The sequence below is a fragment of the Shewanella sp. genome (assembly GCF_047975355.1).
In the GTDB taxonomy this organism is placed as follows: domain Bacteria; phylum Pseudomonadota; class Gammaproteobacteria; order Enterobacterales; family Shewanellaceae; genus Shewanella.
In genome coordinates, this window is sequence record NZ_JBKEDJ010000059.1 from 1 (window position 1) to 15,440 (window position 15,440).

18 protein-coding genes are annotated in these 15,440 nt (G+C 47.8%); 5 read left to right on the plus strand and 13 right to left on the minus strand.

The features are described from left to right. The coding region (locus ACK5NH_RS15460) for an ABC transporter transmembrane domain-containing protein (protein ID WP_416921548.1) at window positions 1–857 on the minus strand (857 nt) is incomplete at its 3' end. Between the two features lie 193 nt (window positions 858–1,050). On the opposite strand from ACK5NH_RS15460, the gene ACK5NH_RS15465 reads away from it, so the two are divergent. Beyond that, window positions 1,051–1,392 (plus strand): DUF2956 domain-containing protein, encoded by a 342-nt coding sequence (locus ACK5NH_RS15465; RefSeq protein WP_416921481.1) that lies wholly within the window; start codon window positions 1,051–1,053, stop codon window positions 1,390–1,392. On the opposite strand, the gene ACK5NH_RS15470 is transcribed toward ACK5NH_RS15465, so the two are convergent. The 3 genes from ACK5NH_RS15470 to ACK5NH_RS15480 form a co-directional block, all read right to left on the minus strand. After that, window positions 1,389–1,754, minus strand: coding sequence for a hypothetical protein (locus ACK5NH_RS15470; RefSeq protein WP_416921483.1), 366 nt, complete (start codon window positions 1,752–1,754; stop codon window positions 1,389–1,391). The two genes, ACK5NH_RS15465 and ACK5NH_RS15470, sit on opposite strands and share 4 nt — an antisense overlap. A gap of 82 nt (window positions 1,755–1,836) precedes the next feature. Next, window positions 1,837–3,312: an NAD(P)/FAD-dependent oxidoreductase gene (locus ACK5NH_RS15475; protein ID WP_416921485.1), complete on the minus strand. Its 1,476-nt coding sequence runs from the start codon at window positions 3,310–3,312 to the stop codon at window positions 1,837–1,839. Next, window positions 3,309–3,644 carry a winged helix-turn-helix domain-containing protein gene (locus tag ACK5NH_RS15480; protein WP_416921487.1) on the minus strand — a complete coding sequence of 112 codons (336 nt, stop codon included), beginning with the start codon at window positions 3,642–3,644 and terminating at the stop codon, window positions 3,309–3,311. Before ACK5NH_RS15480 ends, ACK5NH_RS15475 begins: the two co-directional genes overlap by 4 nt. A gap of 201 nt (window positions 3,645–3,845) precedes the next feature. On the opposite strand from ACK5NH_RS15480, the gene ACK5NH_RS15485 reads away from it, so the two are divergent. After that, window positions 3,846–4,397 (plus strand): DUF924 family protein, encoded by a 552-nt coding sequence (locus ACK5NH_RS15485; protein WP_416921489.1) that lies wholly within the window; start codon window positions 3,846–3,848, stop codon window positions 4,395–4,397. A gap of 160 nt (window positions 4,398–4,557) precedes the next feature. After that, window positions 4,558–5,379: a substrate-binding periplasmic protein gene (locus ACK5NH_RS15490; protein WP_416921491.1), complete on the plus strand. Its 822-nt coding sequence runs from the start codon at window positions 4,558–4,560 to the stop codon at window positions 5,377–5,379. A gap of 2 nt (window positions 5,380–5,381) precedes the next feature. On the opposite strand, the gene ACK5NH_RS15495 is transcribed toward ACK5NH_RS15490, so the two are convergent. The 3 genes from ACK5NH_RS15495 to ACK5NH_RS15505 form a co-directional block, all read right to left on the minus strand. Beyond that, window positions 5,382–5,819 (minus strand): universal stress protein, encoded by a 438-nt coding sequence (locus ACK5NH_RS15495; protein WP_416921493.1) that lies wholly within the window; start codon window positions 5,817–5,819, stop codon window positions 5,382–5,384. A 173-nt stretch (window positions 5,820–5,992) separates the two neighbouring features. Further along, window positions 5,993–6,424, minus strand: coding sequence for a universal stress protein (locus tag ACK5NH_RS15500; RefSeq protein ID WP_011718062.1), 432 nt, complete (start codon window positions 6,422–6,424; stop codon window positions 5,993–5,995). A 19-nt stretch (window positions 6,425–6,443) separates the two neighbouring features. Then, a complete protein-coding gene (locus ACK5NH_RS15505) occupies window positions 6,444–6,842 on the minus strand; it encodes an STAS/SEC14 domain-containing protein (protein ID WP_416921495.1) in 399 nt (132 codons plus the stop codon). 196 nt (window positions 6,843–7,038) lie between these two features. Here ACK5NH_RS15505 and ACK5NH_RS15510 point away from each other — a divergent pair, with 196 nt between their 5' ends. Together ACK5NH_RS15510 and ACK5NH_RS15515 are read left to right on the plus strand one after the other, a co-directional pair. After that, window positions 7,039–8,463 (plus strand): coniferyl aldehyde dehydrogenase, encoded by a 1,425-nt coding sequence (locus ACK5NH_RS15510; protein ID WP_416921497.1) that lies wholly within the window; start codon window positions 7,039–7,041, stop codon window positions 8,461–8,463. Between the two features lie 22 nt (window positions 8,464–8,485). Next, window positions 8,486–9,094: a TetR/AcrR family transcriptional regulator gene (locus ACK5NH_RS15515; RefSeq protein WP_416921499.1), complete on the plus strand. Its 609-nt coding sequence runs from the start codon at window positions 8,486–8,488 to the stop codon at window positions 9,092–9,094. Window positions 9,095–9,149: 55 nt separating this feature from the next. Here the strand turns inward: ACK5NH_RS15515 and ACK5NH_RS15520 are convergent, their stop codons facing one another. The 6 genes from ACK5NH_RS15520 to ACK5NH_RS15545 all read right to left on the minus strand — a co-directional run bounded on the left by ACK5NH_RS15520 (window position 9,150) and on the right by ACK5NH_RS15545 (window position 15,439). Continuing rightward, the gene (locus tag ACK5NH_RS15520) at window positions 9,150–9,956 is read right to left on the minus strand and encodes a CsgG/HfaB family protein (protein ID WP_416921501.1); all 807 of its coding nucleotides are present in this window, start codon (window positions 9,954–9,956) and stop codon (window positions 9,150–9,152) included. Further along, window positions 9,956–10,351 carry a curli assembly protein CsgF gene (locus ACK5NH_RS15525; protein ID WP_416921503.1) on the minus strand — a complete coding sequence of 132 codons (396 nt, stop codon included), beginning with the start codon at window positions 10,349–10,351 and terminating at the stop codon, window positions 9,956–9,958. Before ACK5NH_RS15525 ends, ACK5NH_RS15520 begins: the two co-directional genes overlap by 1 nt. Window positions 10,352–10,361: 10 nt before the next feature. Continuing rightward, window positions 10,362–10,772 (minus strand): curli production assembly/transport protein CsgE, encoded by a 411-nt coding sequence (locus ACK5NH_RS15530; RefSeq protein WP_416921505.1) that lies wholly within the window; start codon window positions 10,770–10,772, stop codon window positions 10,362–10,364. Window positions 10,773–11,009: 237 nt separating this feature from the next. Beyond that, a complete protein-coding gene (locus ACK5NH_RS15535) occupies window positions 11,010–12,665 on the minus strand; it encodes a sensor histidine kinase (RefSeq protein ID WP_416921507.1) in 1,656 nt (551 codons plus the stop codon). Between the two features lie 40 nt (window positions 12,666–12,705). Continuing rightward, on the minus strand, window positions 12,706–14,142 hold the full coding sequence (locus ACK5NH_RS15540; RefSeq protein WP_416921509.1) for a sigma-54-dependent transcriptional regulator: 1,437 nt from the start codon (window positions 14,140–14,142) through the stop codon (window positions 12,706–12,708). Window positions 14,143–14,239: 97 nt separating this feature from the next. Continuing rightward, window positions 14,240–15,439, minus strand: coding sequence for an ABC transporter permease (locus ACK5NH_RS15545; RefSeq protein WP_416921511.1), 1,200 nt, complete (start codon window positions 15,437–15,439; stop codon window positions 14,240–14,242). Window position 15,440: the final 1 nt, after the last annotated feature.

The window sequence follows — 15,440 nt, forward strand, 5'->3', positions numbered from 1 at the left end:
GAGAGTTCGCCGCCCGTCATCTTACCCGACATCACATCATGGGCGCCAACCCAAGTCACCGATGCTATCGCGGAAATACTTAAAAACATCACAGATGAAATCAACATGGCGCGGTAACGAATGCGGCCGCTTGCAGCGGTCATCACATCTTCGACACGGCCATTGAACAAGCTGCGGTCCTTATCCTCATGGCCATAGGCTTGCACAGTGTGGATTTCATGTAAGGTTTCATCCACATAGGCCCCCAAATCCGCCACCCTATCTTGACTCTCCCGCGCTAAAGTTCGCACTTTTCGACCAAAGAAACCCACGGGCCCTAGTACCAAAGGCACGGCCAGTAGCACGAGCAGCGTCATCTTCACGCTAGTGATCCCCATCATCGCCAGCCCGCCGATCACTGTCACACCGGAACGCAGCGCCATCGAGAGACTCGAGCCGACCACGGTTTGCAGCAGAGTAGAGTCGGCGGTAAAGCGAGAAATCACCTCACCTGTACGCACCTTGGCATAGAAGGCCGGGGACAACTTCAGCAGTTGATTGTAAACCGTCAGCCTTATATCGGCGCTGACCCGCTCGCCGAGCCAAGTCATCAGATAAAAACGGCAAAACACCGCAGTGCCACTCACGGCGGTGATCAGCAGCACCAACAGAATAATTTCATTGAGGCGCTGGGCGTTGTCCTTAATAAAACCTTCGTCCACCATCAGCCGCACCCCTTGCCCGAGGGATAGCCAGGCCAAGGAGCCAATTAATAGAAATACAATCGCCGCCACCACCCGCAGGCGATAGGGCTTTAAAAATTGCCAAATCCAGGGGAGCACGGCTCTGTCTTGCACCTTGGAGGGGGTTGAAACCAGTGACTCAACGGGAGTACGCGGTAATACCGTTTGCGAAGATTTATGATTAGATGAGTTCACCGCGATTCCTTCCCATAAAATGATGACGCATTAGATGACAACTGATGTAAATCATAAGAAAACTCTGGACCTTAACGCAAAATTTGCCAGCATCCTAGGTATAATAAGTACAAATCTTCGTAATAGTGAAAATATGAAACAGCCAATCTCAACAGAAATACAGCAAGATGCCTTGAGCATTGCCAAGGCCACACAAAAACCGGGGCAAACCAAAGAACAGACTAAGCTTATCGCGCAGGGAATTGAAAAGGGCATTGCCGAATACAAAAAGCGACAAAAAGCCAAGGCCCGTGAACGCGATAAACTGAGAAAACAACAGCTAAAAGCGAGAAACCAACAAGCGAATGCTACCGATGAAATGGATGAGGGCGAAGATTTTTCGCTGCCACAGACTCAATTCACTCCTATTGCTTGGGCTGCCATAGCCCTGTTAGTCCTCAGTTGGCTTGGCTTTGGGGCTTATGTGTTTCTTTAACTTAGAAATGAGTTAAGTAACGCATCGAGGCGACTTGCCAGCTCCTGCGGCGTACATTCCTGCGCAGTCAGCACCTTAGCGCCGATATTGCCACCGCTTAGCTTTACCAACTCCGTCACAGGCGAAAAGACCAACTCAAGCCAGTTGGCTCTGTCGGGGTAGCCATTGAGTGTTAGGCAAAGCGCGTTATCCCTTTCAATTGCAGACTGACAATCCCAACATTGCCCGATGAGATCGAGTAACACTTGCCCGCTTTGCATGTCGGTTAATCTAGGTGCATACATCCAATGGGACATTCGCATTTCATGGGGAATGGTCTCAAGCTTAAAGCGGCCCTGTAGAAAAAACTGTTCGGTCGGCATATTCGGATCATCAAAGCACTTATCGTTTATGAATAAAAATGAATCGGTAATTGCCAGATTAACTGACTGATTTACTAATTGATTAACTTATTAAGCCTTCTAATCTATTCGCAAGCAACTTAGCTAAGCCTTTTTGCCAAGCAGCACACCTAGGCTTGCTGTAGAGCCTATCTTCCCATGCAAAAACCTTGTTTATGCCATGGTAAGCGAGCCACGGCAAAGGCTCACGCTCCCAAGGTGTTAATACCTGTTGAATAGGGGCATTAAACGCCCAGGGCATATTCACAAGCGGCGTATCACGCTCTAGCATCAGATCCACCAGCGTGCGGGCAAACAGATTAGCCACCCCCACACCTTCCCCACCATAACCGCCAATCAGCCCTAAACCTAGACTTTTATCAAAGATGGCATGGGGAGCAAAGCGCCTCGCGAAGGCTAAGGTACCGCCCCAACCATGGGTAATTTGGACATCCTTAAGCTGCGGAAATAACGCCAATAATAATTGATAGCGAAAGCCAAATTCCCCCTCGAAAGCACGCCGAGGCGAGCTTTGATTTGCTGGACATTTCACATTGAAGAGTTTGGGATTAAACCGAAATTCGGTACGTACTTTTGCCCCAAACCCATAGCCACCGCGGGCACCAAATATCAACCGATTATCTGGGCTACGCTGGCCGTAGGTCACTATGCGGCTGGCATCACTAAAGGTCGCCCGATTTGCCAAGCCAATCGTATCCCACTGCGTCTCAGTTAACGGTTCGGTGGCGATAAGTAAACTCTGAACAGGTAAGGTAAATCGCCCGAGCTCACTAAGCTGACGCTGAAAACCCTCTACGGCAGGCACGACAATTGCTGCACGAACCAGCCCCTGCGGTGTCTGTAATTGGGTTTGTGCATCGCCAAGGTGCACTATGCGATTTACGGGGGTATGTTCGTAGATCTTTACCCCTAAGTTTTTTACTAAATCTGCTAGGCCACAGACTAACTTCGCAGGATGTATTCGCGCGCAGTGGGGGGTAAAAAGTGCCGCTTGACCCTCGGCCATAGACACTTGCTTATCGAGCTCGGTTTTATCCAGCCAACGAATATCTGCTTCGCCAAAACCTTGTGCGCGCCACAGCGCTAATTCGGCTTGAATATTGGCTAATTGTTCGGGATAACGCGCCGCCACCCGCAAGTTACCGCCATGGTGTAAATCACAGTCGATATGATGCTTGGCGCAAACTGTAGCAACTTCAGAAATGGTTTCTTGAATAAGGGTTTTAGCGGTAAGACGCTGCTCGCCTTGGAGCCGATTAAGATAGGCCACATCACCACTGAAACTGCCCATCAACCAGCCGCCATTTCGGCCGGATGCACCTTGGCCTATACGTTCGGCTTCAAGGATAACCACAGACAGATTTGGCTGGTATTGCTTTAGATAATTGGCCGTCCAAAGCCCCGAATACCCCGCACCGATAATAGCAACATCTGCGGTGATATCATGCTCCAAGGAATGTAAAACGGCTCGCTGATTTAACTGTGGCTCAGTGTCGAACCAAAATCCGCGCTCTTTCACGCCAGCGCTTCACCCGAGGGAGTCACACCTATGATTGCGGCAATTTCATCGACATGGGTATCAACCCAGGCGCTGCTGATTGGTCCCCAGGTAACGATCCGATAGTAACCCGCATTGTTACGACTGCCGTCCTGCACAAACTCGACTCTAATTCCAATATCTTCAAATGCGGCGATAGAATCCTGCAGCGTGCGCCTGGGCATCCCAGTTAACTTGTTGAGCGACAAAAGATTATGACGCTCATCATCCATTAAATGCGCTAAATATAGCTTACGCAAAAATGCCTTATGTTGTTTCGACATCGATTGACTGACAGCTGCTTCTAGGGGCATAGCGAAAGGATCCAAATATTGAGCAAGAGAATATAAAACTACTTGATATTCAGTGAATAAGAAATAGCCTCCGCGCAAATTATGGAGCTGGAATCGTAGCGTTACACCAGCCACTATTGGACAAATTTGCATCATTGGCTTGTGTTTATCCCTCTATCACTGTTATTTGTAAAAGGGGAATCAATCGATGAGGAGCACCCAATGAGCCACATTATTACTGCAGAACAAGTCCTGTATTTCTGGTTTGAGGAGATCTCACCTAAATCTTGGTGGCTCAAAGATCCTGAATTTGATGCCCTTATCCAATCCCGATTTGAGGGCTTGCTAAAACAGGCCAAGCGAGGAGAGCTTGCCGATTGGCGCGTCACGCCTCAAGGACGGTTAGCCGAAATCATAGTATTGGATCAATTCTCCCGAAATATTTATCGCGACACGCCTGCCGCCTTTGAGGCCGATACCATTGCCCTCGTTCTTGCCCAAGAAGCCGTGGCTCAGCAGGTTGACCTAGCACTCAAGCCAAAACAAGTGCCCTTTTTATTTATGCCCTACATGCATAGCGAGTCGCCGATTATTCATCAAGTTGCGGTGAAATTGTTCAATCGAGAAGCGGCCATCGCCAATTTAGAATTTGAATTAAGACACAAGGAGATTATCGACAGATTTGGCCGTTACCCTCATAGAAACAAAATATTAGGTAGAGAATCCACCGCAGAAGAAATCGTCTTTTTAAGCAAACCAGGATCCTCTTTCTAAAAGCCTGATTGCGCTTTTGCTAAATAAAATAACTAAGAATATAAATTAGCAAACTACACTTATTGCTGTAGGTCATGGAGCGGCCAATACAAGTTGGTAACTCACAACGAGGTATTGATGAGTGATAAAACACACTAATGTTGCTTCAGGCTCCGCCAGAATGTCTCGGCTTCGTTATCGATTGATGGGGTTAGTCGCCCTATTTCATCCCCAAATAATGCAGGCGGCAGAACTTAAAATTGGGGTAAGCCTTTCCATTCCGCCCTATGTCATCCAAGAGTCCAACAGCGGTTTAGAGCTTGAATTGCTATATCAAGCATTAGCCGTCAAAGGTCACAATGCCAGTATTCACTATCTGCCCTTGGCCCGTACCTTCCATGAGCTCAAAGAAGGCAAACTCGATGGCATTATCAACATTAAAGACGGCATGGTTGATAAAGTCTTTTACTCAGATGTCGCCATCCGCTACCAAAACTGCGCCATTAGCCTCGATGACAAAGATTTCACTATCAATAGTGTTAAAGACTTAGACGGTAAGAAGGTGGTTGCCTTCCAACGCGCTTCGATATTGCTTGGGGAAGAATTTACCCAAATGACGAAGACCAATCCCAGTTATCAGGAACAGGCAAGACAGATACAACAGGTTTATATGCTGATGAAGCACAGGGCCGATGTGGTCGTGATGGATAAGAATATTTTTAAATACTATCTCAAGCAGGCATTTATCGAGGGGAAATTGACCGAGGCAGAAATCAAACAAGTGGCTATTTGCAATCGTATTTTCCCACCCACGGAATATAAATTTGCCTTCTTAAATGAACAAATTCGTGACGACTTTAATCTGGGACTGAAGCAAATCACCGAAGATGGAACACTCAACGCGCTACAGGAAAAATATCGACGTTTAGTGTCCCTAGATAATGAGGCTGAGGCTGCTAATACTCTGCTGGATCATTCAATTCTAAAGCATGATCCGCTCTGATCCTACTTAACGACTAGTACCGGACACTTAGCGAGTCGCACCACATCTTGACTCACATGGGGTTTTAAAAAGTCCATCAAGCTATTGCTACCATGACTGGCGAGAACCACCATGCCCACATCGGCGGCTTCGGCAAGAATTTCTTCACTGGCATCACCATGGCGAATGACAGGTTTGATGCTAAGGCCTGATTTTAATCCATGCTGCATCTCCTGCTGTAGACTTTGCATTTTCTCTTCAACAAATTTGGCGAGTTGTTGCTCTAATGTCGCAGGCGTCTCCACAGCCACACCATAAAAGTGAGCACTTCGCGCCGGGCTAACGACATGCAGTAAGCGGATATCCACCTGATAAAGATTTGCCATTTCAACCGCATATTTAAGAGCGTGGGCGGCAGTTGCCGAAAAGTCCGTAGGGCATAACACTTCTTGAGTACGCATAATCTTATCCATCACTTAGGTTGTTGCGCCCGATATTTGGGGCAAATAGCATCGCTTACAATCTGTATTTTATAGCAGTAAATCAGCACAAGCAGCTAGGACGTAAAATTAATTATGCTTTAGCAATCAAAAACAAAGGGCGCCTTAGCGCCCTCTTGTCAGTGCTTTAAACGCTATTTCACAACGAGTACAGGACAGGCTGCGCCATTGGCGACGGCTTCGGCGACATTGGTGTGTAAAAAGTGCGAGATACCCGTCCTGCCATGGCTGGCAATCACCACCATACCCACATCCTTACCATTTGCCTCTTCTAGAATCTGATCAACAGGATCGCCACGGCGAATAAGGGTGGTGATAGGTAATTCAGTCTTGAGTCCCTCGAGCAAAGCCTGCATTTTAGTTGCGGCGGCTTCTTCCATACTCTTAGCGAGTTCCTCTGGCGTGATCGCTAGGATCATGTAGTTTTCGTCACCAATGGGTTGCTCAACAACGTGTAAAATCTTTAGCCCTACATGGTATAGATTTGCCATTTCAATAGCATAACGTAACGCATGAGCCGCAGTTTCCGAAAAATCTGTGGGCCAGAGTATTTGACCTGAACGCATAATCTGTTCTCCTTAATGGCTAGTCATCGTTAAGCTCATCTTTGAGCCAAGTAATGGCATCCAGTTTATCGACAAAAAACTTAACCTCGGCCGGAGTGAACCAGTTTGCCAACTTTGCCATCACTTCCTGTAGAGTCGTTTTACCAACTATGGCAATTCGCTCAAAGTGGCGAACATGCTTAACCCCTAGTTTTAGATCGTCCCAAGCGGCTTGAAGTTCCCAACCATCGAGCTCAGTCACATCGACTAAGGCATAAATATCGGGATCTTTTACCCCAGCTAATGCGGCATCGAGCACAGGCACCATCACCTCGTAATCTTGATGGGTTAGGGTTCCAACCGCTTTAAAGGCAACAAAAAAATCATCGTCACCATAACGCTCAATGCCTACAGAAATTCCATGCTTTAACAATGTCATACTCACTCCTTGTTTAACAAACTACTGTTTCAGTGTAGAAGCTAACCCCGCAACAGGCCGTGATCTTGCTCATAAATACACCAGAACGCTTGCGAATGCTCACACTGTTCGCTAGGATAAACCGACTAATCAGTCGGTTTATTTTTTAAATAACAAACCGCGTTATTTCTATAAGACTTGCACTCGAGGGATCACTATGAATATGGCAACAGACCCAGCAAAAATCTCGCCACTCACCGAGTTACTCCAGCGCCAACGTGCAAGTTACTTGGCAGCCCCGAATCCCGATTACGCTATCCGTAAGGAACGCTTAACGCGCCTTAAGGCCGCCTTGCTCAAATTCCAACAGCCACTCGTCGAAGCGCTGTCACAGGACTATGGCCATAGATCGGTCGACGACAGCCTGATCTCCGACATTATGCCCGTGGTCAATAACATCAATTACAGCTTGAAAAACCTAAAGAAATGGCTCAAACCAAGCCCTCGCCATGCGGGCATCTTACTCGCCCCCGCCCAAGTGAAAGTGCATTATCAACCATTAGGCGTCATTGGCATTATCGTGCCTTGGAACTTCCCCGTTATGCTCTCTATCGGCCCCTTAGTCACAGCTATTGCGGCGGGTAACCATGCCATGCTCAAACTCTCGGAATTCACCCCAGCGACCAATAGCGTCATCAAACAACTACTTGCTGAGGTATTCGAAGAGTCCCATGTTGCCGTAGTCGAGGGCGAAGCCGATGTGGCTGCACAGTTTTCAGCCCTACCCTTCGATCATCTGCTGTTCACCGGTTCAACCACTGTCGGTCGCCATGTGATGCGCGCCGCCGCCAATAACCTCACGCCAGTGACTCTCGAACTGGGCGGTAAATCGCCAGTGATTATCGCCCCCGATATGCCACTTGAGATAGCAGTAGAACGAATGATTTATGGTAAGTGTTTGAATGCTGGACAAATCTGTGTAGCACCTGACTATGTGCTTTGTCCTAAGGCTAAAGTGGCAGAGTTTATCCAAGCCTACCAGACAAAATTCCAAGCCATGTACGGTGATATTACTCACAACAAAGACTATGGCAGTATTATTAATGCCCGCCAGTTCGAACGCTTAATGACCGTGCTCGAGGATGCGAAAGCCAAAGGGGGTAAAGTGATTTCCGCCTCGAATGACGCGATAGATAGCCAGAATCGTAAACTCGCCACTCAGCTAATTACTGACACCAATGAAGATATGCTATTGATGCAAGAGGAAATCTTTGGTCCATTGTTGCCAGTAATTGGTTACGACAGTTTAGATGAAGCCATTAGCTACGTTAACCTTCGCGCCCGCCCCTTAGCCCTGTATGTGATGAGCTTTGATGAAGCGAGCCAACAAAAAATCCTCAAGCAAACCCATTCAGGTGGTGTGTGTATCAATGAAACAGTGTTCCATGTGGCGGCCGATGATGCTCCCTTTGGGGGTATTGGCCCATCGGGCATGGGGCATTACCACGGCAAAGAAGGATTCCTCACCTTTAGCCACGCCAAAACTGTGCTCAGCCGGGGTCGCTTCAACACGGGGAAGTTTGTCCATCCTCCCTATGGCACTTTTATCCAACGTATGTTGATGAAATTGTTTTTACGCTAATAAGGCCGCTTGAGGAGTTGTTATGCCAAGCTTGTTACCACCAAATTCAGCCACCAAACCTATGACAGATAAACGCCAGGCCATACTGGACACTGCCTTGATATTATTTGTCGACCAAGGGTTTCATGGCACCTCGACCGCATCCATTGCTAAGCAGGCGGGCGTTGCCACAGGTACCCTCTTCCATCATTTTCCGACCAAGGAAGCACTGATGGAAAACCTATTTCTCACCATCAAACAAGAATTTGCCAATACCTTGTTATCAAAGGTTGGTGAAGGGCAAGATCTTAAGCACAATGCCGAAACGCTCTGGCAGAGTGCGATCGATTGGTCGATACAAAACCCAGTCAAGCAATTGTTTTTTCAGCAGTATTCTATGTCACCGCAAATTGCAGCCCATGTTCGAGAGCAGGCGATGAACAGCATCCTAGGTTTTATCGCGCAATTGATAAAACAGGGGCAATTGATGGGATTGATTGCACACTATCCCATTGATTTAATGCTTGAAAACTGTCACGGACAATACTTGGCCGCCACGCGTTTTTTTATTGATAACCCTGAATTTGGTAAAGATAAAAAATATCGCGATGCCAGCTTCGCCCTGTTTTGGAAGGCGTTACAGGCCGATTAACCATAAAAAAACCGAGCCAGACATGTCGCAGGCTCGGTTTTTATTATCGCAATGATTAACCTTGGCTCAACTCCGGCTGCCTTTCAGCAGGCTGCGCCACTTGTGCCTGATTCCAATAACCTTGCTTAATGCCCTTATCAATCAACTCGGAAACCGCTAATTCGATGGCCTGCAACACGCAAAATTGCACGGGTTCGTTCGTGGTAAAACCGACTTCCGCTTCGGCCAGACGGTTTAAACTGGTATAGCGGAATAAGCCCGCGCGCATCTCCTGAGATAACACCCTTTTACTGGTGGAAACCGACATCATCACCTTACCCGTGTGCACATCGACTGCGCGCAGATAAATAGTGACGAGATCCTCACGGTACATTTCCGAGGCGCCGATACCATAGTATTCCACCCCTGTGCCGCCGGTGCTGGTGTTGGTCTCGTAACTGATAATTCCGCCTTCTAACAGCAATCTCGCCGTCGATAACACAGGGATATCATCGCCCTTAGTGCTGTTTTGTTTGTTGCTGATCTTGCGCTCAGTTAATAGGTTTTGCAGGCCTTCACGCTCAACGGGCGTAAACCATTTCGAGTCGAGCAAGGTTTGCATTAGCATAGAGGTTGCCCCCTGCGTGACCGCTGTGGAGAAGGAACTCACATTTGCCTGAGGCTTATATTGGCCTGTTTGATCGCGAAAGGAATAGACCGCAACTGGAATGGGAAACTTAGGCCCAGGTTGACTCTGTAGCGCCTTCATCACCTCACTCACAGGATTAACCTGTGCGGGCGTGATATTTAAGTCAGGCTTAGGGATTAGGCTACAGGCGGACATGCTCAGCAGCATAGAAGCGATCAGAATGAAACGTGCCATTAGTTTCCGCCTCCAAAGGTGGGCATTTCAATCACTGTCACTTCGCCGGTTTCGAGGTTAGTGATGGTCAGCATCACCCCAGTGCCAGTGGAAGCTACTTCGATACGAAAATCACCAGTATCGTACACCCCATCGGTGATCTCCCCATCTGCCACACCGCGGGTGATGGAGTTAATGATGTTACGTTCTAAGGATTCCTTAAAGCGGGTAACAAAGTCCTTCTCGGTCGAGCTGGCTTTATTATCGTTTTGTGCCTGCGCTTTATTTAGCAGAAAGGAGCCATTGAGCGGACTACCGCCAAAGCTGGGATTCACGGGGGTATAGATTAATTCGGTTGCTTGGCTTGTGCATGTCATGCAGAGCACGGCAAGAGAAAGTAACGTCCTGTAACTCATTATTATTACCCTAATAATCGTCCGATGTTCCTGAAAAATCACCCGTAATGGCATTAGCTCGAACCTGAGCCAAGTAATCAATGGTCAGCAATATGGCCTGCTCTGCGCTTTCCTTAATCGGATTGGCGCGGCGGCCAAAGTGCGTGGTATAGATGCGAGTGCCGTTGACCTCTAAAGTTAAAACCGTGCCCGCCTGCGGAAACACAGTCTCATATAAAGTCACATTAAAGCCTTGGGTAAAGGGCAATTCGCGCCAATAACTTGAATAGTAAAAGCCAAAATCCTTACCAAAACGAGTTAAGGTTCTATCTATTACTAATCCACTAATTTCAATGTCATCGTCGGCCAAAACACTGGGGGAACTGACAAACAGCAAGGAGCACAAGATGCAGACAAACAACCGCTTTATTAACGATCTCACTTTCCTCTCCCTGTTGATGAAGCCCCATCCGCGATGTCCAGAGTCTAACTAAGGACCAAATCGCTTAGTCCTCAATCATCATTTTCGCTTACGCAGGGTAACAGGACAGCGGATCCTTCGTCATCAGAGGGAGGGGGAAATTAGCCCGAAAAGCTAAGGTAAAAACCGCAAAATAGCCCATTTGGGTAATACATTCGGCGGAGGAATGAAACCTCTTGATACAGAATCAAACACAGCTTATTGAGGTAACCAGAGTTGAACTGACAGGCCGCCATCGGTGCGATTATGCATGCTAATGCTGCCATCATGGGCTTCGATAATTTCACGGCAAAGGGGTAGGCCCAAGCCGGTACCCGATTGTTTGGTTGAGTAAAAGGGCAATAGGGCTTGCTCTAATACTTCCTCGGACATACCGCTACCACGGTCTTCTATCTTGATACTAAAGCCAGCGCCATCGACCAGCGTTTGGTAGCGAATGGAGAGCGTGACTTGATCGGCATTGGAGCCGGATTCATGGGCATTTTTCAGTAAATTCAGCAGAACTTGCTCCATTTGCCCTTGGTCGAAATAGCCCATTTCAAGGGGGAACTCATTGGCTAAGGTAAAGGGATAATGTTGGGTTAAATGCTCGATAAGCTGCTGCCATGCGACTTGACGCCGCTGCGGTAAAGGCAGTTTAGCAAAGCGGGCATAATTGAAAATAAACTGGCTCAAGTGATTAGTGCGACTCTCAATAGTATCGAAAATCAGCTTTAATTTTGGATTATCGAGATCCTTGGTCAGTAAACGCCCAGAGTTCACCATGGAGGCAATAGGCGCAACGGAATTATTCAGCTCATGGCTGATAATGCGGATCACTTTCTTCCATACCGCCACTTCCTGACGATTGAGCTCGCGAGTCATCTGTTTGAGTAAGATTAAATTATGCTGTTGGTTATTCAGTAAAAACTGGCCACGGCTCAGATACCAAGTCTCGGTATCATCTTCGCCCATGGTAAACAGGCCGCTCTTTTCCTGCTTGAGGGCTAAGGTAAGGGCTTCGGGTAAGTCTTGCAACAGCTTATCGAGGCTTAAGCCTTCCATCTTGCCTTTAATATGAAAAAGATGCCGCGCCGCATCGTTGGCATACATGAGTTTTTGGTGGTCGTTAAACAGTAACATCACATTTGGTGAGCTTTGAATCACCTTATCCAGCAGCAATTCTCGCTGATAAATATATTGTCGCTCTTGGCGCAACTTGGCGGCCGAATCATTAAATAACTCAGCTAAAGCCTTGAGTTGTCCCTCACCATTTGCCGGAATGCTCACGCTAAAGTCATTGTCGTTAAAGTTGAGTAATCCAACCTCCAAGGCATTGAGACTAAGGGCTAAATGCCGAGTAAACCAAGCAACCCCGAGCGCACAGCTTCCGCAGGCAAGCAGTAATATGAATAGCCATTCAGTGATTGGCGGCGTGGACTCAAGCTCGTGTTCTAACTTCAATTTAGGAAGCGAGATAGGTTCCGCGGGGGGCGCTATGGGTGGCACTTCAGGATGGATTGAAGGACTAAAGAGTCCGTCTTTAAGCTGCTCGAGTTTATAGAGCTTAATTTGCAGTTGTTCTTGCTTAAGCTGCTCCAGCTTTTGCAATTCATGCTTAATCTGCTCGGCCCTTAAACGCTCCTGTAATGGCATAGTTTGTTGTAATTTCTCGTTATTTTTAATCGCTGCTTCAACAGTCTCTTGAAGTTTATCTACATCGAGGGGCGGTATATTAATATCGGGGAGCTTGATGGGCGCAGGCATTTCAACGGGTGAAATAGACGGACGATAGCTCACAGCACCTAAGGTCAAGAGCACACCAAAGGCGCAACAAATGGTTGAATAAATGATTAATTTTGTTCGCAGTTGCACCTAAACTTCCGCCTAATACTCAATGTTTATCATGCTATGGCTATTTTTCTAGACCGAACTTATCCATTCGGCGATACAAGGCTTGCCGACTCAAGCCCAAGGATTTGGCCACTCGCGCAATCACCCCCTTGTGTTGCCTTAGGGCAGTTTCAATCTGTTCACGGCTAACATCCATAGTGTCGCTCGAATCCAGTTGAGCAGGCACCTCATGATGCGAACCTTTTATCTGCGGTTCAATCGGTGCCACTGCGGGCATAGTTCGTCCAAACGTCATAGTACTTATTGCACTAGATTGGCTCCCATGTGCTGGCGCTAAACCAAAGTCAGCTTCGGTTAACACTCGGCTTTGGGCCAACAGCGCCGCACGTTTACAGGCATTTTCCAACTCTCGCACATTACCCGGCCAGCGGTGCTGTAACAGGGCTTGCTGCGCCGGTTTACTCAGGCTAAAGCCCTCGCCAACAAAATGCTTCACTAAGGGCAAGATATCATCAACGCGTTGATTCAGTGGCGGTAAGGCCAACTCAATCACATTCAAGCGATAGAATAAGTCCTCACGGAAACGCCCCTCGGCAATATCTTGGGCCAGGTCGGCGTTGGTCGCACTGATCACCCTCACCTTCACCTTTAGGGTTTTGTGGCTGCCTAAACGTTCAAACTCCCCCGTTTGTAATACCCGTAGCAATTTCACTTGGCCCGAGAGCGGTAAATTGCCAATTTCGTCCAAAAACAGGGTGCCGCCATCGGCCGCTTCAAAGCGACCAATACGGGCCTTATTAGCGCCGGTAAAAGCGCCAGCTTCGGCACCAAAGAGTTCGGCTTCGAGCAACTCCATTGGCAATGCGCCCACATTAACCTTGATAAAAGGTTTGTTTTTTAAGGGAGAATTGGCGTGGATAATATCGGCAAGCTTGTCTTTACCCGCACCATTGGGGCCTGTGATCAACACAGACACATCGGAGCGCGCCAGTTGCAAGGCTAAGTCGATACAACGTTGCATGGCGCCACTGCCAAACACAATTCCGCAAAGATCCGCATCATCGATCGCCACCTGACGCTGGGAGTTGACCCGTTCTAGCTGTTGATTCGCACGGGCAAGTTTATATAACGTGATTAAATTAGTGATACTGTTGAGTAGCTTAGCATCATCCCACGGTTTACCCATATAATCGGCTGCGCCCGCTTTAACTAATTCGACAGCGGTTTCGAGCTGAGTCCAAGCCGTCATCAGGATGATCGGCAGATCAGGCTGACGTTCACGCAACGCATAAAACAGCTGTCGTCCCTCTTCCCCCGAGGTGGTATCACGGGTGAAGTTCATATCTTGGATAACCAAATCAATATCTTGGGTTGCAATCAAACTAAGGGCATCTTCGGGCGTATGAGAAGTCAACACCTGATAACCATTGATCTCCAGCATTAAGCCTAGGGCCTGGCAGATGGCATGGTTATCGTCGACAATCAGAATAGTGTCCATGTAGGCATGTGCGTCCTGAGTAAAACTATTAACCCTTAAAGTAACAAAAAGTGCAATAGCATCCTACTGTTATCGCACTTAATGCCCTTCATCTTATTTAAACACTGCGTGTAGCTGTCGCCGGAGAAATCTTAGCGGCCTTGCGTGCCGGTAAATACACTGCAAGGGTTGTCACCGCAAACAATCCCACCACAGTCGCCAATGGATAGACTAACTCCAGCATCGGCAGGCTATAGAGGCTCATCAATTGCTGGCCTAACTGAATGGCTAACAGCACACCAATGCTACCGCCAAGCAAACAGAGCAAATAGTTCTCCACCAGGAAGTAGCTGATAATATCGCGCTTTTTCGCCCCTAACGCGCGGCGAGTGCCGATTTGCTTAGTGCGGCGCTGGATATTGAACATCACCATGCCCGTCACCCCAAGAGAGGTGATTAGCAACAACAATACCACCATCATGGTCAACACAGTTGCCATTAACTCATGGTCACGGTAGGCCTCGATACGACGCTCGGGCATAGTTGTAAAGCCTTCGACCACGCGGCTCGGATATTCCTTATGTAGCAGTTTGGGGATAACGTCTTTTAGGCGAGCCATATCACTCGACTTAGCTCTCACTAAATAGCGTTTATAGTCAGCGGGGTAATTCACCGACAATACTGAGCTAAACTCCAGGTTTTTGTTATCCACCCACGCCGTTTGTAAGCGCTCCAGCACCCCAATCACCACAAAGTGCTGCGTGCCCATATATACGCTTTTGCCGAGCGCAGTTTCATTCGGCCATACCTTATCGGCAAAGGCTTTAGTGACGATCATCTTGCCACCGTCTTCTAGCAACTCGGTAGTCATCTCCTGGGGATAGAAGTTACGTCCTTCTACTAATTTCAGCCCTAGGGAGTTGATGAAATGCTCATCACTCATATACATGCCCGTATTGGGCGTGGATTTAGCACGCTCCTCAGGCCCCAAGGTAAAGTTACTCGACCAACCGCCACCGCTCAGGGGAGCCATAGAAGTAGGTGCAACATCGATAACACCAGGGATCGCACGGATGATCTCTAAATCTCGCTTATCCTGCGCGACTAAATCCGTCGATTTGTCGAAATGATAAATACTGAAATCGAAGACTTCGCTTTCAACGATTCCCGAGTCACGGGCCATTAAATTCAAGCGCTCGGCGATAATAAAGCTGGCATTGGCGACGATAGCCACAGATAAAATGATCTGTAATAACAGCAACAAGGGGCCGCTTTTACTGCGTAATAAACTGCTGAGAATAGGTTTGATATGTAACATA